Source organism: Paraferrimonas sp. SM1919, from assembly GCF_010993985.1.
Taxonomy (GTDB): Bacteria; Pseudomonadota; Gammaproteobacteria; order Enterobacterales; family Shewanellaceae; genus SM1919.
Genome location: NZ_WINH01000006.1, coordinates 135,688 through 157,154 on the forward strand (window position 1 = coordinate 135,688; position 21,467 = coordinate 157,154).

At 41.9% G+C, this 21,467-nt stretch carries 15 protein-coding genes; 2 read left to right on the forward strand and 13 right to left on the reverse strand.

The genetic code is table 11. From position 1 onward, the window contains the following. Positions 1 to 381: 381 nt before the first annotated feature. From GFB48_RS05465 to GFB48_RS05490, 6 genes are all read right to left on the reverse strand, one after another. The gene (locus tag GFB48_RS05465) at positions 382 to 816 is read right to left on the reverse strand and encodes an NfeD family protein (protein WP_163932311.1); all 435 of its coding nucleotides are present in this window, start codon (positions 814 to 816) and stop codon (positions 382 to 384) included. 11 nt (positions 817 to 827) lie between these two features. Further along, entirely contained in the window at positions 828 to 1,748 is a 921-nt protein-coding gene (locus GFB48_RS05470; protein ID WP_163932314.1) for an SPFH domain-containing protein, read from the reverse strand. A 238-nt stretch (positions 1,749 to 1,986) separates the two neighbouring features. Next, the gene (locus tag GFB48_RS05475) at positions 1,987 to 2,274 is read right to left on the reverse strand and encodes a hypothetical protein (RefSeq protein ID WP_163932316.1); all 288 of its coding nucleotides are present in this window, start codon (positions 2,272 to 2,274) and stop codon (positions 1,987 to 1,989) included. Beyond that, a complete protein-coding gene (locus GFB48_RS05480; RefSeq protein WP_163932319.1) occupies positions 2,264 to 3,031 on the reverse strand; it encodes a metal ABC transporter permease in 768 nt (255 codons plus the stop codon). The genes GFB48_RS05475 and GFB48_RS05480 overlap by 11 nt, the downstream gene beginning before the upstream one ends. Continuing rightward, complete coding sequence (locus GFB48_RS05485; RefSeq protein ID WP_163932322.1) at positions 3,021 to 3,905, reverse strand: metal ABC transporter solute-binding protein, Zn/Mn family; 885 nt, start codon at positions 3,903 to 3,905, stop codon at positions 3,021 to 3,023. Before GFB48_RS05485 ends, GFB48_RS05480 begins: the two co-directional genes overlap by 11 nt. Continuing rightward, entirely contained in the window at positions 3,895 to 5,100 is a 1,206-nt protein-coding gene (locus tag GFB48_RS05490) for a hypothetical protein (protein WP_163932325.1), read from the reverse strand. Before GFB48_RS05490 ends, GFB48_RS05485 begins: the two co-directional genes overlap by 11 nt. 632 nt (positions 5,101 to 5,732) lie before the next feature. On the opposite strand from GFB48_RS05490, the gene uvrA reads away from it, so the two are divergent. Beyond that, positions 5,733 to 8,561, forward strand: coding sequence for an excinuclease ABC subunit UvrA (uvrA, locus tag GFB48_RS05495; RefSeq protein ID WP_163932329.1), 2,829 nt, complete (start codon positions 5,733 to 5,735; stop codon positions 8,559 to 8,561). 87 nt (positions 8,562 to 8,648) lie between these two features. Here the strand turns inward: uvrA and GFB48_RS05500 are convergent, their stop codons facing one another. Together GFB48_RS05500 and GFB48_RS05505 are read right to left on the reverse strand one after the other, a co-directional pair. After that, positions 8,649 to 8,930 (reverse strand): hypothetical protein, encoded by a 282-nt coding sequence (locus GFB48_RS05500; protein ID WP_163932331.1) that lies wholly within the window; start codon positions 8,928 to 8,930, stop codon positions 8,649 to 8,651. A 66-nt stretch (positions 8,931 to 8,996) separates the two neighbouring features. Continuing rightward, a complete protein-coding gene (locus GFB48_RS05505; protein ID WP_163932334.1) occupies positions 8,997 to 11,351 on the reverse strand; it encodes a penicillin acylase family protein in 2,355 nt (784 codons plus the stop codon). Between the two features lie 225 nt (positions 11,352 to 11,576). Between GFB48_RS05505 and GFB48_RS05510 the strand changes: the two genes are divergently transcribed. Beyond that, complete coding sequence (locus GFB48_RS05510; RefSeq protein ID WP_163932336.1) at positions 11,577 to 13,481, forward strand: DEAD/DEAH box helicase; 1,905 nt, start codon at positions 11,577 to 11,579, stop codon at positions 13,479 to 13,481. Between the two features lie 108 nt (positions 13,482 to 13,589). Here the strand turns inward: GFB48_RS05510 and GFB48_RS05515 are convergent, their stop codons facing one another. From GFB48_RS05515 to GFB48_RS05535, 5 genes are all read right to left on the reverse strand, one after another. Continuing rightward, positions 13,590 to 14,681, reverse strand: coding sequence for an LPP20 family lipoprotein (locus GFB48_RS05515; RefSeq protein ID WP_163932339.1), 1,092 nt, complete (start codon positions 14,679 to 14,681; stop codon positions 13,590 to 13,592). Continuing rightward, positions 14,681 to 15,859, reverse strand: a complete 1,179-nt coding sequence (locus GFB48_RS05520) for a caspase family protein (protein ID WP_163932342.1) — start codon at positions 15,857 to 15,859, stop codon at positions 14,681 to 14,683. The genes GFB48_RS05515 and GFB48_RS05520 overlap by 1 nt, the downstream gene beginning before the upstream one ends. 20 nt (positions 15,860 to 15,879) lie before the next feature. Further along, entirely contained in the window at positions 15,880 to 17,109 is a 1,230-nt protein-coding gene (locus GFB48_RS05525; RefSeq protein WP_163932345.1) for a hypothetical protein, read from the reverse strand. Between the two features lie 90 nt (positions 17,110 to 17,199). Continuing rightward, the gene (locus GFB48_RS05530; RefSeq protein ID WP_163932348.1) at positions 17,200 to 19,764 is read right to left on the reverse strand and encodes a hypothetical protein; all 2,565 of its coding nucleotides are present in this window, start codon (positions 19,762 to 19,764) and stop codon (positions 17,200 to 17,202) included. Between the two features lie 259 nt (positions 19,765 to 20,023). Next, on the reverse strand, positions 20,024 to 21,466 hold the full coding sequence (locus tag GFB48_RS05535; protein ID WP_163932352.1) for a hypothetical protein: 1,443 nt from the start codon (positions 21,464 to 21,466) through the stop codon (positions 20,024 to 20,026). Position 21,467: the final 1 nt, after the last annotated feature.

Here is a 21,467-nt window from a genome sequence, read left to right on the forward strand (position 1 = left end):
ACGAGCCATATATTTTTGTAAAATATAAAGTGAGCAAACCAACTGCTCACTTTACAATTAAATATTTAGCATGCAATAAAAAACCCAACATATTTAAAACTTTAAAACTACCACCTAAAATTATTAAATAAATCCTATATAAAAAATAAACGATTCAAGCCAAAAAGCTTATTTTTCATCATTTTACTCTTTATAAATTAAAACCAGCACTAAAATTTTGCTTGCCTACATGTGATACTAATAAACCAGCGTATCCAAAGCTAATACAACAAAAGAAAAGTGGGACACGCCAATAGGCAGGGGGAGATCATAAAATCAAGTGAGTAATGATGATACAGAGGCCGCAATGCAGCGACCTCAATTTAAAAGCAAAAGTTATCTTTACTTAACTTTCAGCTCAATGCCGCTCATCTCGACAATGGTGGCGGAAGTTCCTGGCTCAATGGGAGTTTGGTCGGCATCAACCAACTTGGCGGCCCAATCCACACCAGACCATCGAACCTTACCACCAGTTGCGCTAACGGTCTCTAGCACCTGCACGGATTGGCCAATGGCATCGTGCCCAGGTAACTTACTTGGTTTATCTTGCCAGCGCTTTAACGGGCGGTAAAGCAGCAATGAAATGATAACCGTACTGCCAACAAACACGACTGTCGAAGGTAACCAGCTCATTTCCATAGAGGTTAATACCAGTGACGTAATAAGCGCGCCTAACCCAATAAACAATAGCCAAAATATAGATAACTGGAACACCATCAGCTCAATCGCAATTAGCGCGATGGCTAAGATTAAAAAGAAATAAAAGGGAGTCATCATAGCAACCTCCATTAAGACTTCATGTTCCCGGCTTGGTCAACTTGACCTTTCAGGGTTTCAAAAGCGGTGAAAGCTTTACCCACGACAGACGAAACGTCTGAACCATCCGATGGGATAAGAGCCACCGTACCTTCACGGGCCAGCTTCTCAAAGGCACTGATGTATTGCTCAGATAACTGCTGCGCCACCGCAGTGGTGCCGCCTTGTTCGTTAATCGCTGCTGAAATCATTTTAATCGCAGCCGCACGAGCGGCTGCTTCAATTTCTACCGCCTGCGCTGAACCTTGAGCACGCAAAACTTGCGCTTGCTTGTCACCTTCCGCTTGGTTGATTTGTGCCTGACGGTAACCTTCAGAGGTGGTTACTGCCACACGACGCTCACGCTCTGCAGCCATTTGCTTTTCCATCTCTTCTAAGATAGTACGTGGTGGCGAAATATCCTTCACTTCATAACGTAATACTTTAGTCCCCCAAGCATTAGAGGCTTCATCGATGGCTTGAGTCACTTCTGCATTAATATTTTCACGGGATTCAAAAGTTTCATCCAGTGATAGCTTACCAATTTCAGCACGCATCGACGTTTGCGCTAACTGAGTGATCGCAAAAATCAAATTTTCGACACCATAACTGGCACCTTTAGGATCCATCACTCGCATGTATAACACACCATCAATTCCTAATGATACGTTATCTTTGGTAATTGCTTGCTGTGAAGGAATATCAAGAGCAAACTCTTTAAGAGTATGGCGGTACGCGACGCGATCAAGAAATGGCACCAGAATATGGATGCCAGCCTCTAAAGTAGAGGAATATTTTCCTAAACGTTCGACCACAAAAGCCTCATTTTGAGGCACAATTTTGACAATTGAACGTAAAATTAAAATGCCGACAACGGCAAAACCAACCCAAAGGGCTAAAGATTCATAGTACATAACGCTTCCTTGGTAACACATTGAATTTATGTAAAGTTACCATAATAGATACGTTAAGTTAAAAGATATCGACCGGAAATTTATTTCAGTTTATTAGTCGTTATTATTTATGAAGGAAGAAGAGGGTGGTGCAATTGACCTGTGATTATTCCACACCAATAAGCGTCAACGCAGTAGAAATGGCTAGCAAACGCGGTTTCAAGTTTCACAGCAAGCAAACATCAAAGCTCAACACCACCTAATCAAGTAGAAATTGGTAGCCAATAGCTTTCGACAGTTTGATCCCCTGCTGAGCTAATAACCTTAGGGTTAAGGTATCAACCATGGCTTGTTTGGCTTGGGCCTGCTTAAGGGCCGTGCCATCGTTAAAATACAATAGCACCTGTAAGCTGCCATCGAGTTTTTTCAGGTTGCACTTATGAGTTAACCAACAAAAGCCCAGCAGTTCTGATTCTAGGTGTTCGCACAGGACGGTTAAGCCCTGCACTAACGACTTTTCAAGCCTCTTTTCGGTTTTAGTGGCCACGTTTTTTCCCTAGCAAAGAAATTATCAATCGGATGCTCACCATAAAGGCTGCCATGGTTACTACAATCGCCGCACCAGTGGGTAAATCCCAGTGGTAGGATAAATCGACCGCCGCCAGAAAGGCGACTAAACCCATAGTGACACCTTTTAGCCATTGCTTAGACGCATGCCTAAAGGTAATCACCGGGAACACTAAACAAGCAAACACTAAATAGATACCCACCAGCTGCACCGAGGCGGTGATCAGTAGCGCGAAGATATAATAAAACGCATCGCTTTCGAGCAACCTAGGTTTATATTTTAAGGCAACGGCAAAGCCTAAGCTATATACAGCCAGGGGCAGCATATCATGCCATTGCACCCATAATATTTGGCCATTTAAAATGGATTTAAACTGTTCTGCACCGTGAGGGTTTGAGCTAATCAATAATACCCCTAAGGCACTGGCACACACATATACCGTGCCTATCACCGCCTCACGTTCACTGGCAGAACGCTTGGCCAATTTGGCAATAAGACCCGCCCCTAACAGGGCAAAACCATAGGCCAGTAATTGGGCACTGTCTCCAAAGGTTTCTTCCACAAAATGCTGCTGTGAAATCAACACCCCAAGGCCGGCAATTTGGGCAATAGCTAAATCAATAAAGACAATGCCACGGCTAATCACCTGCGTCCCTAATTTAACATGGGTAGCCAACACCAATGCGCCTAAGCACATTGATATGATTGTAATTTCCCAAAAAAAACTATCGAACATCGACACTGTCTGCCAACTTGGTAATATTGTCTGTTAACCACTGGGCTAGCGTTTGTTCACCCTCAGGGTTCATCGATAATACCACCAGAGGTTTATTAAGCTTGCTAGATAACCACTGCCCAGCATCGACGCTGTGGTGCTTAGACAGCACAACCGCGCCAATAGGCTGCTGGGTTAACTTTTTAATCAGCTTGCCAAGGTGGGCATTACTTGGTGGCACACCTGGTACCGGCTCAAGATCAGCGATCTTTTCCATACCTAGGTACATATACAAGTAACGGTAATCACTGTGGTAAGCCGCAACATTAACCCCTTTCAAGTACTTAATCTTAGGTTGCCAAGCTTGTTCCGCGGCTAAAATGCTTTGCTCAAACTTTAATGCATTAGCTGTATAGCCGTTATCTCCATCAATCTCGGTTAAGCGCTGGGCAAAAGCTTTAGCAATTTTAATTAAGCGGTGTGGATCAAGGTGAAAGTGAGGATTACCTTCTGCGTGCACATCCCCCATATCGGCGGTCACACGGTCCAGTTGATCAACAGTGTCAACATAGTCAGCGGCGTAGAACATACCCTGCTCGCCATCAAGCATATCGCGGTTACCCGCTTTAAGCTGCAGCATAGGTAGCCAAGCCAGCTCTAATGAAGCTCCACCACAAATGGCGACATCGGCGCGGCGCAGCTTAGAAATTAAGCTAGGACGAGCCTCTACATAGTGGGGATCTTGCAGGTTATTAGTGGCATTATAAATTTTTGCATCAGGGGCTAACTCTTTTGCCAGCTGGCCATAAATAGGCTCACAGGCAAAAATAGAGAGCGCCTTAGCTGGGGCAGCTGCAAGTAGCAGCAGCCCCAAAATAATAGACTTAGAACGCATGGGCGCCGTGGTCTCCTAGGTTCATTTTGTATTGCAGCATGATCATATTATTTGGTTGCATGTTCACATGATCATGTTCCCAATTCACACCGTTTTGGTGAGTGTACTGCAGAGTAATCACTGAGTTATGGCTGGCATGATAGCTAATCATAGCTTCGGTTTCTTTCAGCTTACCTTCGGTTAAATGCGCTTCCTCGCCATCCATATGACCATTAACCATGGTTAATTCACCATAGCGGATACCCGCAGACCAACTCGGTAAGAACTTGTAAACCGCGCTAGCATACCATGCTTGATGATTATCATAACCATGCTCATCGTGGTGCTCTTCTTCACCGTGTTCTTCATGCTCTTCGTGCTCATGAATATCGAAAATGTCGTCGGCAAGAATGTACTCGCCGCTAATAGTTAGCTGCTGATACTTGTTATTGCCCTGTGGTGACCACTTATACACACCATCTAACACATACATTTTTTTACCGGAAGCTAAAGCATTGTGGCCATGTTCTTCATGTCCATGCTCATCCGCTTGGGGCTCAATATGCGCTTCATGACCTAATTCAGCTGCACCAGCCTGATTTAACATTACCGTAGCGCCTAACTGCCAAGAGTGAGACTCATTAAAATCATCACCAAATTTAGCAAATACATTCGTCACATTCGGGTTTTTCACCTCATGGCCTTGGGCTAGCTTGCCACCAGCCAACACTTCTACACCAAAGTTTGCATAAATATCAGTTGGTAAAATGTAGTTGGCACGAATCCCATCGTCAAAGTAGTGTTTACCAAAGAACGCTTGGTACATTGCGGGACGGCGAGTGAACGCATCTTGATGGATATGACGCGAGTTCAAATAACCCACGTTCGATAAAAAGCGACCTGCTCGTATGCCCACGCCACCACCAATGTCTACTGCCTGCACAAAAGCTTCTTCAATTTCTAGCTCTACTTTATCGCCATGCTGAACTAGCACACCGGTTAACTTACCGTAGAAGTTTTTATCAATAAAACCAGAAACCGCAATCTCGTTTTCACCAAGGCCAAAACCTTCAACGGTTTCCTCAAAGTATGGGGTTTCAGAGTTATTAGTGTATTGGCCGCTTAGGGTCGCAGAAAAGTTAATATCTGCCGCTTGAGAAGCACCAGCGGTGGCAAAAAGTACAGCAGTGGCAATTGCCTTACGCTTAAAAGTCATTGTTATAATTCCACTTTTTATGATTCGCGACTATGGCGAAGCTTAATTTGAAATATGCTAAGCAGCCTAAACATGAATCATGAGGCTGTTACATATCGTGAACGAATTTTTATTAGCTTAGAGGGGTTACTGGGGGGCCACGGCAATTTACGCACACCAGCAAAATGGCTTTTGTAATGCATTGCGTCTCGGAAATGGCAGCTACCGTTGGGCAAGAAGCTACTGTATGTAAAGGTGAGCTTATAAAATCATCACTGATGTTTTTGAAATTTACACACAGCTCACAATGATGACTATCTTGAATTTGATGTTCGTAATTATGATGAAGCAGGTACGCGGAAGCAGCACTTAACACCAACATAAGTACAATAGATACTAGCTTGTGAGCACTGGATAGTTTTTTCATCACCAATATACAGAATAAGGGTAAACCTAATTAATGTTTGTTGCTACGATATCACTGCGTGACGCAGATCACGAACAATCACAATTGTATGTTAGCAAGCCACATGTTACAAGGTAACATTTTTCAAATATCTCGTTAAGGTTTACATTCCCACCAATAAAACTAGTTCAATATCATGATGGTTATGCCATAATCATGGATCAATTTCGGTAAAAAATTTGGGCCAATGGACAATATTGAAGTACGCGGTGCTCGCACCCATAACCTTAAAAACATCAACCTCACTATCCCTAGGGATAAACTTACAGTCATTACTGGCTTATCAGGTTCAGGTAAGTCTTCATTGGCATTCGATACTCTTTATGCTGAAGGCCAGCGGCGTTATGTTGAATCCCTTTCGGCTTATGCTCGTCAGTTCTTATCCTTGATGGAAAAACCAGATGTTGACCATATTGAAGGCTTAAGTCCGGCAATTTCCATTGAGCAAAAATCCACTAGCCATAACCCTCGCTCCACCGTAGGTACCATCACCGAAATTTATGATTACCTGCGCTTACTGTTTGCCCGTGTGGGTGAGCCACGCTGCCCTACCCATGATGTTCCACTAGCGGCGCAAACCATCAGCCAGATGGTCGATAAAGTGCTTTCGCTAGAAGAAGGGTCTAAGCAGATGCTGCTGGCACCTGTAGTTCAGGGGCGCAAAGGTGAGCACGTCAAGCTGCTCGATAGCTTATCGGCCCAAGGTTTTATTCGTGCCCGCATTGATGGTGAGGTGTGCGATTTATCCGATCCACCAGAATTAGACTTACACGTTAAGCACACCATTGAAGTGGTGGTTGACCGCTTTAAGGTGCGCCAAGATCTACAGCAACGTTTAGCTGAATCATTTGAAACCGCCCTAGAGCTTTCAGGCGGCATCGCCACCGTGGTGGAAATGGATGGTGACGATGCCGAGGGCATTATTTTCTCGGCCAACTTTGCTTGTCCGCACTGTGGCTATTCGATGGCAGAGTTAGAGCCGCGTATTTTCTCATTCAATAACCCGGCTGGGGCCTGTCAAACCTGTGACGGTTTAGGCATTGAACAATACTTTGATGAAGCCAGAGTCCTGACTAACGAAGACTTATCGTTAGCAGGCGGAGCTATTCGTGGTTGGGATAGACGCAACTTTTACTACTTCCAAATGCTGACTAGCCTAGCAGAGCATTATGACTTTGATGTCGAATTGCCATACAAGCAACTATCTAAAAAAGCCAAAGACATCGTATTGAATGGTTCGGGGGCCACCGAAATTGAATTTAGATACGTCAATGACCGTGGCGATATTATCAAGCGCAAGCACCCCTTCGAAGGCATTTTAAATAATATGCAGCGCCGCTATAAGGAAACCGAATCTAACTCGGTGCGTGAGGAACTGTCTAAATACATTAGCACCCAGAATTGTCGCAGCTGTCATGGCACCCGTTTACGTGAAGAGGCTCGCCATGTATTTATTAACGGCGTGACCTTACCTGAAATCACTAACAACTCAATTTTAGACAGTCACCTGTACTTTGAAAACTTACAGCTGACCGGCCAGCGTGCTCAAATTGCCGAGAAAATTTTAAAAGAGATCACCGCCCGTTTAGGTTTCTTGGTGAATGTGGGTTTGAACTACCTGACCCTAAGCCGCAGCGCCGAAACCCTATCTGGGGGTGAAGCCCAACGTATTCGCCTGGCCAGTCAAATTGGTGCAGGCCTAGTAGGCGTAATGTACGTACTGGATGAGCCATCTATTGGCTTACATCAACGAGATAACGAACGATTACTCGATACCCTCACACATTTACGGGATCTAGGTAATACCGTTTTGGTTGTTGAACATGATGAGGACGCTATCCGCTGTGCCGACCATATTATTGATATTGGCCCAGGTGCCGGGGTGCACGGTGGTGAGGTCATTGCCAGCGGCAACTATGACGAAATCATTGCCAACCCTAACTCGATTACTGGCCAGTACTTATCAGGTGCCAAAAAAATTGCCGTTCCAAGTCAACGTACGCCTAACGATCCAGAGAAACAAATTCAGCTATTTGGGGCAACTGGTAACAACCTAAAAAACGTCGACTTAAGCATTCCTATAGGTCTATTAACCTGCATTACTGGGGTATCTGGCTCAGGCAAATCAACCCTAATAAATGGTACCTTCTATCCGATCGCGCATCATATGTTAAATGGCGCCACTACCACAGAGATTGCCCCTTATGGACGCTGTGAAGGGATGGAGCAATGTGACAAGGTAGTCGATATCGACCAAAGCCCAATTGGTCGAACACCCCGCTCTAACCCAGCGACTTATACCGGTATTTTCACCCCAATCCGTGAACTGTTTGCAGCAACCGGTGAAGCCCGTGCCCGTGGTTACAAACCGGGTCGCTTCTCGTTTAACGTTAAAGGGGGTCGCTGTGAAGCCTGTCAGGGTGATGGCGTAATCAAAGTAGAGATGCACTTTTTGCCTGATGTGTATGTACCTTGCGATAGCTGTAAAGGTAAACGTTATAACCGTGAAACTCTCGAGGTAAAATATAAGGGTAAAAACATCCATGAAGTGTTAGAGATGACAGTAGAAGATGCCCGCGTGTACTTTGATGCCATCCCTGCTATTGCCCGTAAATTACAAACACTCATGGATGTTGGCTTAAGCTACATTCGCCTTGGACAAAGCGCTACAACGTTATCTGGTGGTGAAGCACAAAGGGTAAAATTAGCTAAAGAGTTATCAAAGCGAGATACAGGTAAAACCCTATATATTCTGGATGAGCCAACCACAGGTCTGCACTTTCAAGATATTCAACTACTTCTTAAAGTCTTACATCGCCTTCGTGACCATGGCAATACCATTGTGGTGATTGAACACAACCTTGATGTCGTCAAAACCGCAGACTGGATTGTTGATTTAGGCCCAGAGGGCGGTTCTGGTGGTGGTACCATATTAACCACCGGCACCCCTGAGCAAGTGGCTGAAGTAGAGCAATCTCACACTGCAAGATTCCTAAAGCCAATGCTTATGCCATAATATTGAAAGCAGATACAAACAAAAAGAGCGCCTGTAAAGCGCTCTTTTTAGATAGAGAAGGATTGGCTAGATAGCTGTCAGGCTAAGTTAGAGGCTGTTATAGCCAATAGTAAACAACGTAAACATAATCACCGAAACAAAAGCAGTCATTTTTAAAATACGGCGGATCCGCCAGCCTAGTATAAGCGCTAATAAAAAGTGGCCAACGCTCATCAGTGCAATAGCTGGGTAAGAAATAATACTCACCAAGAACGACCACGTTCCAGCTTGTTCGGTATCACAAATACCCACATAGACCTTATTAAAATAGTTGGCATACATAGGCACAAATATCAGCCCAGTAGCAAGCGCTACAATAATTAATTCCATTTACAACTCCTTAATCAGGTATAGCATTAACACTAAGTTAACTCAGCAACATTATATTCACAAGCATTATTGTGTCGGAGTCAATGCTAGAGACCACACTACATCCCCCATGAGTAATGGACTGGCAAGGCCTTGTTCCCAATCTTTATGACCTGCACCATAATAAGGTGCAAGGGGATGGCCGCTTTGTCCAGCTGGCATATGCAAAATACCCTGTTGCTCATTACCAGGACTTACCACCAAACGCTGACTTGCTCCATGCTGAGGGCGCTGAACTCTCGGCATATTGGCATCTCCGGGAAGTTGGCTCGGCGCCATATTCACCTTATATTCAAACCATTGCTTTAACCCCAAAGGCATAAAGTCTGAAAGTGGATGTTTAATCGTCGCTATGTTTTGTTTACCCCAAGTTGCAGCATCTAGCGAACCAAATTCATCGGTCAGTTCCGCTGCAGACTGTGCCAACACCGCTAATAGCCAATCATCAAAGGTTTTATGGTTCGCCACCAACCAGTCTGCTGGTTGCCTAGTGGCTAATAACCAAAGTGCCTGTTCTTTTTGTTTCAGAGTTAATAGTTGTTTATGCAGTTTCTTTAGATTTACTTGGCTGTCACTTTTGGCATAAATTGCCAGTGCCATATAGACATCTTGACGCCAATTGTCATAAAAGCGGCGTACTAATGAATAGCCATAATCATTAACAGCGGCATGACCGCTAAAGCTTTCTAACGCGGCATACCACTCATGACCTTCTAAACCACGCCTCTCCAATAAAGCCATTAGCATCTTGTGCCACTTCGCTAACATTAACGCTCTATCATCTAGAGCTATGGCCAGTAACTGCTGTTCGTTAAATGAAGCTTTTGCCAGTAAACCGTCGGCTATTTGACGGGTCCGAGCACCAATATCATAACCCCCATCACCAATTTCTTTTAACATATGCCCTCCAACAACTCGACTGTTGGCAGTCCATACTCGATGGTTTTGTGGATTGATAATTTTAGGATAATGATCTTTTGCCAACCAACCCTGCCACAACTCATCGGCTTGCTGCCATGGCACTACTTGATTCGATACTGCACTGCCCCTTTGTGGCAGCAAACCGGCAATGGTCCAACCTATATTGCCCTGACTGTCGGCGAGTACACAGTTTTGCGGTGGCATTCCTGCATTATTACAGGCACTGATTCCTTGGTTAACATTTTCAGCCAACATTAAATCCATTAAATTTAAGTTTACCGCTTTCGGATATTGAGCAAGCCAATGCAGCGCATGCCAACTACCATCATCATTTTCGATCGCAGCTCCCCATTGCGTCATTGCGACTTCATAGTTGACTGTATCGGAACCTTTGACCTGAATTTGATGGGTCATTTTACCTAAGGGTTGCCAGCCCTGTGGGGTTTGGTAATGGCTACCATTTTCGTCAAGCTCTAGGGCAATTCTATCATGCCAATCACCATAGGAATTGGTAAACCCCCAAGCTAAATGGCCATTACTACCCACCACTATGCCAGGGATCCCTGGTAGGCTTAAGCCGACTATAGATTTGTCTTGATAGTGTAACTGAGCTCTAAACCAGGTATTAGGTACACTAATCCCTAAATGCATATCGTCAGCTAAAATGGCGCTACCATCTTTACTAAGTGAACCAGCTACTGCCCAGTTGTTAGAGCCATCAATTGCTTTTTCTTCTACTACTTGTTTTTCATTAATTTTGATCTGATTTAAATTCAAATTTGCAATTATAGGCATTACTGATTTATCAGAACCATCTAAAGTGGCATCGTAAACATTACCAATAGGAGATAAAAACTCCAGCACCTGTTCACCGAAATGCCGAGCGACGATGGTCCGACTAAAATCATACTCTGCCGTTTCATCATTCAATAATAAAAACATTGAATACACCACCAGCAAACTATCACTCGCTTGCCAGCGCTCAGGGGTAACTTGTAACAGCGTATATTCAAATGGAGCGGACTTTAGGGCAGCAAGACCAGCATTAACCCCTGCACTATAGCGCATCAGAGTATGTTGTTGCTCAGCCGATAATAAACTGAATGCCTTGGTGGCATTCGCTTGTAAGTAATGTAAGCGTACTTTTTTATCGGCATCAACGGCGGCTTTACCAAATAATTCAGCTAAACGGCCAGCACTTCGACGGCGCTGTAGATCCATCTGAAAAAAACGCTCTTGAGCATGAACAAAACCCAAACCGTAAACGGCATCGTTTAAATCCGTCGCCTGCAAAGCCACTAAACCTTGAGCATCCCTTTCAATTGTTACTTTTTGCTTAACATCGGCAGCTATCTGTCCTTCTAAAATCGGCAATGATTGCTGCAAAACAAACCCAAACATCAAAAACACAACGGTTAGGATAACGAGCGTGGCGAATATTCCCTTAATTATTTTTTTCATAGTTTTTTGTCTATTTTTTAATCCTGGTTGTAGATTATCAAGTCAAGTGGCTGTGATCCAGAGCTAAAAACTACACTACAAGCCGTTATTTAATGGGCATTCGCTAGTCGGCAATGGCGCTTTAGTGTTATAATGATCGATTGCACACAGCAGATCAGGACAGGGTTGATTTGCTGTCCGATTAATAGGCGCTCTTTCCTAACGCGCCATCATAAGGCGACATTAATGTCTTCAGAACTGACTTTTGCCGAGCTAGGTTTATCCGAGCCGGTATTACGTGCATTAACCGAATTAGGTTATGAAAAACCAACCCCTATCCAAGCTGCTGCTGTGGGGCCTCTTACCGAAGGTAGAGATATTCTTGGTCAAGCTCAAACGGGTACAGGTAAAACTGCTGCCTTTGCTTTACCTTTATTAGGGCGTGTTAATGCCAAATTAAATAAACCTCAAATTTTAGTCTTAGCCCCTACTCGCGAACTTGCCGTGCAAGTAGCCGAAGCTTTTCAGAGCTATGCTAAACATTTACCTGGTTTCCATGTACTACCTATTTATGGTGGTCAAAGCTACACCAACCAGTTACGCCAATTAAAGCGTGGACCACAAGTTATTGTTGGTACACCTGGGCGTGTTATGGATCATATGCGTCGTGAAACACTGGTTCTTAATGATCTTCAAGCATTAGTACTGGACGAAGCCGATGAAATGCTAAAAATGGGCTTCATCGATGATATTGAGTGGATCCTTTCTCACACTCCAGCAAGCCGTCAGCTAGCATTATTCTCGGCAACTATGCCTGATGCTATTCGTCGCGTGGCTGATCATCACCTTAAGAACCCAGAGCATATTTCGATTAAATCTGCTACTGCAACCGTAGATCGCATTGATCAAAGCTTTGTTCAAGTTGCTCAAAATCAAAAACTTGAAGCATTGAGCCGCATTTTAGAAGTTGAAGATACTGATGGTATTATCATCTTCGTTCGCACCCGTAACAGCGCAGAAGAACTTGCTGAAAAGTTAGAAGCTCGTGGTTACGCATCTAGTGGCTTACATGGCGAAATGAGCCAACAGGCTCGCGAACGTGCTGTTGAAGCCCTAAAGAAGGGTAAATTAGATATTCTAATCGCTACTGACGTTGCTGCTCGCGGTCTCGACGTTGAGCGTATTGGTCATGTAATTAATTATGATATCCCGTACGATACCGAAGCTTATGTTCACCGTATCGGCCGTACCGGTCGTGCTGGTCGTAACGGTAAAGCAATTCTGTTTGTTACTTCTCGTGAAATGCGTATGCTGCGTACCATTGAGCGTGCCACCCGTGGCCGAATTGCAAAATTAGATATCCCAAGTTCTGAAAGCGTTTCAGAGCGTCGTGTAGAGCGTTTAGCCAGCCAAATCCAAGAAACTCTGGATAAAGGCGGACTAGACTTTATGCAAGCAACCGTTGCTAAGCTTTGTAACCAACTTGAAGTGGATTCTGACGCCCTAGCTTCTGCTCTGTTGCAACATGTACAACAAAAACGTCCACTCCAAATTTCTGAAATGCCTAAGCATGAACGTCGTGAGCGTAATGAACGCAACGACCGTAATGAGCGTGGTCGTGACCGCGATCGTGGTGAGCGTGGCGAACGTAACCGTCGTACCCGTCCAGCACCGTCTGACTTTGGTAAGCCAGATGGCCTAAAAGGTATGCCTGAAGTGCAACTACAACGCTACCTTATCGATGTAGGCCGTAGCCATGGTGTGCAAGTGGGTAACATTGTTGGGGCGATTGCAAATGAGGCTGACATCGAGTCACGTTATATTGGTCAAATCGAAATGTATGATGACATGACTACCGTAGACTTACCCGTTGGTATGCCAAATGAGGTTCTAAGCCATCTGCGTAAAGTATGGGTATGTGGTCAGAAGCTAAATATCCGTGAAGCTAAACCCGGTGCAGCCCGTGAAGGTAACGGTGGCGAATCTGCTCCCGCTGGACAACGCCGTGGCGGTGGTCGTCGCGATGACCGTGGTGGACGTGATGGTCGTGGTGGTAACCGTGGTGGCCAACGTAGTCAAGGGCATCGTAAAGGTGGTGAAGGCCGCGGTAACGGTGGCGAGCGCAAACGTCGCCCACGCAACGAAGACTAATTCAGAAGCTAGAAGCTAGAAGCTAGAAGCTAGAAAATATTAAGCCCCTTGAGTGACGACTTAAGGGGCTTTTTTATTAACAAAATATCGGCAAAAAGTAACTTCAAATTAGTAAGTTGTGCCGCTAGTTTCAGGTTCAGTCTTTACATTAAACATTGCGGTTTTTACAACACTACTATTGTTATCTAACCAAGCTAAAAAACTATCCAGTGAGTAATTGCCTTGTTTAGTTATAAGCCCCTTACCACGTTCAAGTGCCGAAATACCGCTTACCCTAAACTTTTTATCGCTATAAACAAGCACATAAATATCAGAGTCAGCTTTTCCTTCCTCTAATAATTCTGCCTTCATAAAACCACTAACTGGAAACACAGCCTTGTCATTGCTATTTGGGGTTAAGCCTTCGACTGCAGATACACGTCCATCAGCATAGAGATTAAATAATTGATAATAGCGAGCACCTGAAAGCTGAGCACTAAACTTAAAAAAGCTTCCCTGCCTTAGTGAGCTTGCAGGGTTTAACTGGCCATCATTCCACTTAAGCAACGTAAACTCTACGTCCCCTTCGTTTAGGTTCACATAGCTTAATAGATCAGATTCCGGCAGAGCTTGGCTTACGCCATCTGCACTCAATAACCATTGGTTATTGAAGTACTCTAATGACACCCCTACTGTTTTCTCAGGTCTAACACTCCCTCTAGCGACTAATAAGTTCTCAAGTTTTACCAGTGGAGCGCTAGCAACAATATTTTTTGAACCCGAAAATGTAATTGCACTAGCCTTCCCGCCCCAATGTTCAATCAGCTTACTGGCAAGTTGATTAATTGGAGGACGGCTATCCCAAGAAACAAATAAGTTATGAAGCCCTTGCTCGTCAGTATAAGAGCAAACATCTATGGCATCACTAAGCTTGCCTTTAGTCTGAGACTTCACATTGAGACGAAAGGACTCTTCACTTGTTCCGTTAGCTTGCTTGCCTGAGACTTCAGTTTCCGTTTGAATGTTTACTTGATATTGTTCAAGTATCGATTGTAAAGCGTTTTGCTTAGCTTGCTGGCGATCTTCATTTATCCCATGCCCCACAATCAAATGCTTAGGAAGATCTCGAATTTTAGCATCACATAGCAACTGATTAGACGCATTAGCGTTGGCTGCTATCATTAGCAGACCAATTAAACTTAGTGAAAAAGATAACTTCATTAGTTTTTTAACTCCGCAATGACACGACGACCATTACCTTTAAACACTGGATCTTGCTTAGGCAGATCTTCCTTGGTGTATTGCAGGCGAACTTCTCTACTTACATAGGCAGAAAGCTCATCAAAACTGATCTTGTTGTCCTTGTTCTTATCCGCATCACCCTGAAGCCCAGAGAGAAGATGATAGGTAAATAGACTATGTTCAGCATCTGGATACCAGTTACTCACTTGGTTTCTGCTGGTACTCGTCATCACCTCTGCTTTTTTCAAATTGCTGCTGAAATCAACGGTTTCAGGAGAGACAAGGCTGCCTGCACTAATATTTTCAAATAAGCTATTGCCACTTCCTGAGGCCTGACCTGAGAAACACGCGTCAACAATAACGGTAACATTATTAGTTGGTAATCGATTGATACTGGCATAGAAGTCCGAGGTTGAATAAGCAGCGGTATCCATGTAGCTATTCATATTTGCACGGGAAATTTCTGTTGGCAGAAAATAAGACTCGCCCGGGCGGCTTGGGTCTGGAGAACCATGACCTGAATAATAAATAAATACTTCAGGGTTGCTTTCATCCTCTGCTAATGCAGCAACCATATTATAAATTTTGCCCCGGTAGCCATTACTTTTATTTCCAAATAGTGTTTGGAAGTCAACTTGGCTGATATTACTTTTCATATCGACATTTTCATAACCAAGAGTTCTTTCAACATACTTCTTTACAAGCTTTGCATCATTCACTGCAAAATCTACATTTTCGATATGATCGTAGTTAGCATTTCCAATGACAATGCCAAAGGCATTCTCCTTGTTTTTTTGAGATTTAGGAATATTTATTGCGATTGACTTAATTAATGCCTTTTTCTCTGCTTTAATGTCCGCAGCCAACCTATTTGGGTAATAAGGGTAATCACGAGTAGTCATTCCTATAACATATCGCTCTTTTCCCCTTGGTCCATCTTTCCAACGATAACTTGGTTTACCGTTAGCAAGCTCTATATTACCATCAGAAGATTTATATTTAAGGGCTGACTTTAAGTATGACTCTGCACTCTTATAATCTTTTGTCTTATATGCCTTGATAGCTTTGTTGAATTCATTTAACGCTTTTTCTTCAGAGGCAGTCGCAGGTACTGTAATACATAAAAGTAAAGCTGAGATTATATTTATTATTTTCATAGTGTCACCTAAACGCTAAATTACTGCCAAGCAAATGAGACAGATACTGAGGCTAGAGTCTCTTCTGTATCTTTGTAATTAGTTATTAAAGGGTTGGCATGTATATTTCTTTTTTCCAGTGCGCCATCAATATGAAAGTGAGAAATATTTATGCCCGCCCCAAAGGAATTAGACTCATATCCTTTAGATGGTATTAACCCAACCCTATAATCAGGCTTGCTATCCAATTCCATTTCAGACTTAGTTTGACCTGCTCTAAGATATATACTGAAATCAACATTACCGGGTATGATCTGAATTTCAGCGCCCATAGCTTGTTTATTGTATTCAGGCTCCATAAAAGCATTTATTGCCCATGTATTATCACTTTCAGGCTCTTTTATTGCCCCAGCATATTCAGTTTCTGAAAACTTAATTTTTTCTTGTTGCGCAGATAATGAGGTTACCACTGAGAAACTCCAAAGAGTAATAGGTAATGAAACGCTGGCACCATAACTAAGCGATTGAGGTCTGCTCATTAAAGTTTTTTCTGAAATAGGCCCATCGATGACTCTATCAGGGTTCGTATCTGGCAACCCTTTTTCTGTCTCTGCCATTAATTTTGAACGATAATTTACCCCTAATCTAAAATCGAAAGGAGATACAGTATCTTCAAATAAAGTCCATTTAACTAAGCTACCAACCGTATAGCCCCAGCCTTCACGCTTTTCATTTATTTTTGGCAGACTTTCTCCTGTCAGATTCTCAATCACTTTATCGTCTAAAGTAATCAAGTCATAACTTGCCCCTAACAGGAAGTTTTCTCCTAAACCAAATGCAAACGCAATTTTAATTTCAGATGCTTCAGTCTCTACTCGAGCTAGGTCACCATAATGGTTCACCAGTTGCCCCCAGCTATATGGCTTAAAATAGGCTATTGAGAAGCCACCATTTTTAAAACTTGCATACTTCAATTCTTGACTAGTTGCATACAAATCTAGAGTGCCATCACTATTAGTGGCCAACTGAGGTTTAATAACATCACCAAACTCTACAGTTAAATCTTTATGCTCAGGGCTTAAAGCTAGAGCAGCTGGGTTATACCATAGGGCTGAACTGTCTGAGATATAAGCTACCGCACTCCCCCCCATGCCCATCGCCCGAGTACCAGGAACAGAAAAGCCATCATCTGCAGCTTTAGCTTGAAAGCTAACAATACCCAAAGAAATCAAGGGCAATACTTTGAAAAAATTTGTACTAACTTTATCCATAAAAAACATCAATCCATTAATACCTATAATTAAACGTATGAATAATCAAGGAAGAGAGCCCCTCTAGGAGGGTGCTCAAATTACAAAGCACTACTTAGTTTTTAAGTACTGTTGACGACGATATAAAAGCAATAATGACAATAAAAATAACTGATACCCTACAGAACCGGCGCTGTCATCTTCCTCAGTGGCTTCACCAAACTCAATAATTGGTACAGTATTAACATTTACTAATGCTCTACCTTCATTGTTAAAACTGTTATCCGGAATAGTTTCTGGGCCAGACTCTGTACCTGTATCTGTACCTTTATCTGGTTGCTCTGTTTCTTCTACATAATCGTTTGGTTGGATATATACAAAACCATCATCAAAGCGCACACGATTTCCGTCAGAATACTTAGATTTTTTAAACTCTACTTGAAAAAGAATGGTTGCAGCTCCGGAAGGGATCAAGGCTTCCTTAGATAACCTTGCCCAGTTCAAATCACCAGTAGTTGCCCAATCAATAGTTTCGTTACCAATACCATTACCATCTTTATCTTGAAATATGATTGATATTCGTAATTGATCACTTCCATCAGAAATGGTTGCAAACCAGCCCCCAAAAGCAAGTTTGAGCTTTCCAGCGGCCAATTGAGTTTCTAGATTATCAATATTAGTTAAACCTACTGATTGGATAGAGATAGATTGAGATAGTGTGCCCACCTCAGAGGTGCCATCACTTTTTACGTACATCAGCTTTTGAGTACCAGTTTTATCATTATGGCTTGCTAAGTAGGATGAGCTACTTTCCCAAAACTGCTGAGTATCCTGATAGTTAGCATTGTTTAAAAGGTTAGTTTTGTAATGCTCCTCATCAACTAAACCATCGTTATCTATGTCTATATCTTTTTCATCCAGTACAGAGTCTAAATCTATATCAATGGCCGGTTGTATATATATAAAGCCATCATCAAAACGAACACGGTTACCATCAGAGTATTTTGGCTTTTTAAATTCAACTTTAAAGGTAATTTCACGGGTTCCTACTGGAATCAAGGCTTCACCTTTTCTTTCGCGCCAAGAATATTCGCCAGTCCCAGCCCAACTTAATACATGCGTTCCTAGACCTTCGTTATCAGAATTGGTGAAAAGTAATGTAATTTTAGAGAAGTCTGAATTTAAACTTGAAGTCGCATGCCAGCCACCAAAAACGACTTTAAGTGCATTATCAGATAGCTGAGAGTCTAAAAATGTTAAATCAGAGAAGCCTAACGATTGTAAAGAAACAACTTGAGTTAAGCTGCCTTGCTCGGTAGTACCATCGTTTTTTACAAACATTAGTTTTTCTATTCCACCTGCATCTTTATGTTTTGCTAATTGTGCAGAGCTTGTCACCCAATTCTCCTGGGTGTCTTTGTATGAGGAATTCTTTAATATGTTAGTCTGATAGTGTTGTTGATCCACCAAACCATCATTATCTAAATCTAGGTCATATTTATCAATTACAGCATCTAAATCAATATCTTGAGCTGGCTGTATATACATAAATCCATCATCAAAACGAATTCGTTTGCCATCAGAGTATTTTGGTTTTTTAAACTCTACTTTATATTCAATTTGACGAGTTCCACTTGGTATCAAAACTTCAGATGAGCGTTCTTTCCATTCACCACCAGTGCCAGCCCAATCAATTACTTTTGATCTAAGTCCTTCATTATTTTCATTTTTAAAGGTTACTGTAATCTTAGAAAAGTCAGAATTCAGGCTTGTAGTAGTATGCCAACCACCAAAAACCAGTTTCAGTGCATTTTGTTCAAGCTTATTGTCTAAGTTAGTTAAGTCATTAAACCCAAGAGAGTTTAATGATACAACTTGGGAAATGCTGCCTTGCTCAGTGGTACCATCGTTCTTTACGAACATGTGTTTTTCAACACCATCTCTGTCTAAATGGCTTGAGAGTTGAGCTGAACTTGTGCTCCAAGACTGCTGAGTATCTTTATAACCTGAGTTCGGTAAAACATTAGTATTGTGGTGAAGCTCTTCTACTAAGCCATCGTTATTAATATCAAGATCAAAAGCATCTTCAATGCCGTCTTTATCTACATCTAGGGCTGGTTCGATATATAAAAATGCATCATCAAACCGAACCACATGTCCCTTGGTATTATGGAACTTCTCGAACTCTACTTTGAAAGTGATTTTACTAGTTTCAGCAGGAATAATTATATGAGACTCACGCTTTTTCCAGGTAAAGCCTCCTGTACCAGCCCAAGACAGTACTTTACTCCCTAACCCTTCTGCATTAGAGTTTTGAAATGTTAAGGTTATTTTTGTCAGTTGACCACTCAAATTAGAAGTCGCGTGCCAACCTCCAAAAACCGCCTTTTTAATACCACCATCTAATACAGAACTATCTATATTGATATCCTGCTTGATAACCCCATACTCTGTCCCATAAATAGTTACAGGATCACGAATAACAAAAAGTGAGCTTTCAACACCTGTTCTATCAGTATGACTGGCAATATCAACGGTAGTTAGCTGCCAGGATGATGGGGTGCCACCTACAATTGTATTATCAATATAATTGATTTTTTCTTCTGCAACGACTGAATGTGCAGTACTAGTTACTGCTACAGCAAAAAGGAATAAGTATAAACTTCTAAAAAACAAACTTACAATCCTTGTAATATTTAATAGTGAATAGTTATTTTTGCAAATTAATGCCATATATTTCAAGCTGATAACTTGAAATATATTTAAAACAATTAATTTGCCAAAACAAATAATAACCAAGTTAGGTAATATTTATACCAGCAATAAAATTGATAAAAACAGTAGAATTAAAAAGTATCTAATACCTTAGTCATTATAAAAGTAAGCCCCTTATGATGAATTAAGGGGCTATTTATACTCAAAGCGACCTAGAATATTAAAGCTTAATTATCTTCATATCATCTAAAGGTATTTTAGTTGCCTCTCTGCCTACTACCGATCCAACCATGCTTGGGTCGACAACCGTATAAACCTTACCTTCATATGCGTATTGCTTCCGGTCGTATAGTGAATCAGGTAATGACTCTAACTCAACACCAATCGCAACATGGGTTTGATAAGATAAAATAACCACATCTAAGTCAGTAAACAATTTAACGAGATTCGCCATCAAAATGCTTCTATCTTCACAATCTGAAGCTTTATAAAAAACCGTTTCTTCTACAGTAAGGTAGTTTTTAAAGCCAAATTGCTCTTCATCTGATCCATGTGGGAACTGCTTGTGTACCCACCTAAGTAACAAACTTACCTTCTCGTAGTCACTTTTACCCGCCAGTTTAGGTTGCCAATATTTTTTTAGAGCCGATATTGTTTGCGGATTAAGTGGTGCATTAAAATAATGTTCTAATTCGACCTTTGGGTGACCCTTTAAATAGTTAATATATTTAAGATCAACCTCAACATTAATGCCCTTAGTGCTAACGCTTTTATACTGACTAGACCATTGAGTGCCTTTAGCAAAATCCAATTTTAATGGTTTTACACCATCGTCAAAGTTCTGCAAGTAAGTCACCACTCCACCTTTGAGATTGCGGTTTCTTTGGTAATAGCGCTTTTTATCCATCAAATAAAATGGTTGATCATAAATATCGTGTTTACTGTGAAACATCAGTCCAGGTTGTTTTGAGACCAAGCCAATTTTTACGTCATACCCCATCTGTAGCAAGTAAAACCAAGTAACCACAGCGATTTGGCTTTCATCCGCTACATCACTGCTAACCTTTGTTTCTATAAGCTCAAGCATAAACCAATCAGATAATTTCTTAGTTTTTTGTACTTTTTTAAGAGCATCTACAATAGGTTGATAGTCGGTTACTGCTAAGACGTCCCATGACTTAGATATTTTATCTTCAGAATCAATGTTCTTAGGTAAATCATTTAATGTCGCTTTAGCAGCAACTGCGATACTGGTTATTTCAGTATTTAACGGTTCCAGTTCAGCAACTTCTTCAAAAGCTTGATCTTGCTGATTTAAGAGTTCTTCAATATTGCTATCAAAATCTAAATCTGGTTCAACATCAGCCGAGATAGGCGCATTTAAAATATCGTCATACTGTTTTAGCTGTTGTGCAAAGTCTTCATCATTACCAGGCAATTCAATTGGCAAGGTCACTCTAGGTTTAATATGCTCACCTTCAAAAGCTTGCCACCTAGACTTTAAAAACTCACTAAATTGGCGGTCTCGTTCATTTTTAAAATCTGCATAAGCTTGCAGCTGTTGATTTTTGTAAGTTTTAAAACCACTTTTGTATGCTTCAAAATCATTAGCAAAACTATTATCTGTTAACAATAAAGCCGTTAGTGCAATTAATTTTTTCATA

Coding starts and splice junctions, on each gene's coding strand:
- GFB48_RS05465 (WP_163932311.1), bottom strand. CDS start 816: ATGATGACTCCCTTTTATTTCTTTTTAATCTTAGCCATCGCGCTAATT.
- GFB48_RS05470 (WP_163932314.1), bottom strand. CDS start 1,748: ATGTACTATGAATCTTTAGCCCTTTGGGTTGGTTTTGCCGTTGTCGGC.
- GFB48_RS05480 (WP_163932319.1), bottom strand. CDS start 3,031: ATGTTCGATAGTTTTTTTTGGGAAATTACAATCATATCAATGTGCTTA.
- GFB48_RS05485 (WP_163932322.1), bottom strand. CDS start 3,905: ATGCGTTCTAAGTCTATTATTTTGGGGCTGCTGCTACTTGCAGCTGCC.
- GFB48_RS05490 (WP_163932325.1), bottom strand. CDS start 5,100: ATGACTTTTAAGCGTAAGGCAATTGCCACTGCTGTACTTTTTGCCACC.
- uvrA (WP_163932329.1), top strand. CDS start 5,733: ATGGACAATATTGAAGTACGCGGTGCTCGCACCCATAACCTTAAAAAC.
- GFB48_RS05500 (WP_163932331.1), bottom strand. CDS start 8,930: ATGGAATTAATTATTGTAGCGCTTGCTACTGGGCTGATATTTGTGCCT.
- GFB48_RS05505 (WP_163932334.1), bottom strand. CDS start 11,351: ATGAAAAAAATAATTAAGGGAATATTCGCCACGCTCGTTATCCTAACC.
- GFB48_RS05510 (WP_163932336.1), top strand. CDS start 11,577: ATGTCTTCAGAACTGACTTTTGCCGAGCTAGGTTTATCCGAGCCGGTA.
- GFB48_RS05515 (WP_163932339.1), bottom strand. CDS start 14,681: ATGAAGTTATCTTTTTCACTAAGTTTAATTGGTCTGCTAATGATAGCA.
- GFB48_RS05520 (WP_163932342.1), bottom strand. CDS start 15,859: ATGAAAATAATAAATATAATCTCAGCTTTACTTTTATGTATTACAGTA.
- GFB48_RS05525 (WP_163932345.1), bottom strand. CDS start 17,109: ATGGATAAAGTTAGTACAAATTTTTTCAAAGTATTGCCCTTGATTTCT.
- GFB48_RS05535 (WP_163932352.1), bottom strand. CDS start 21,466: ATGAAAAAATTAATTGCACTAACGGCTTTATTGTTAACAGATAATAGT.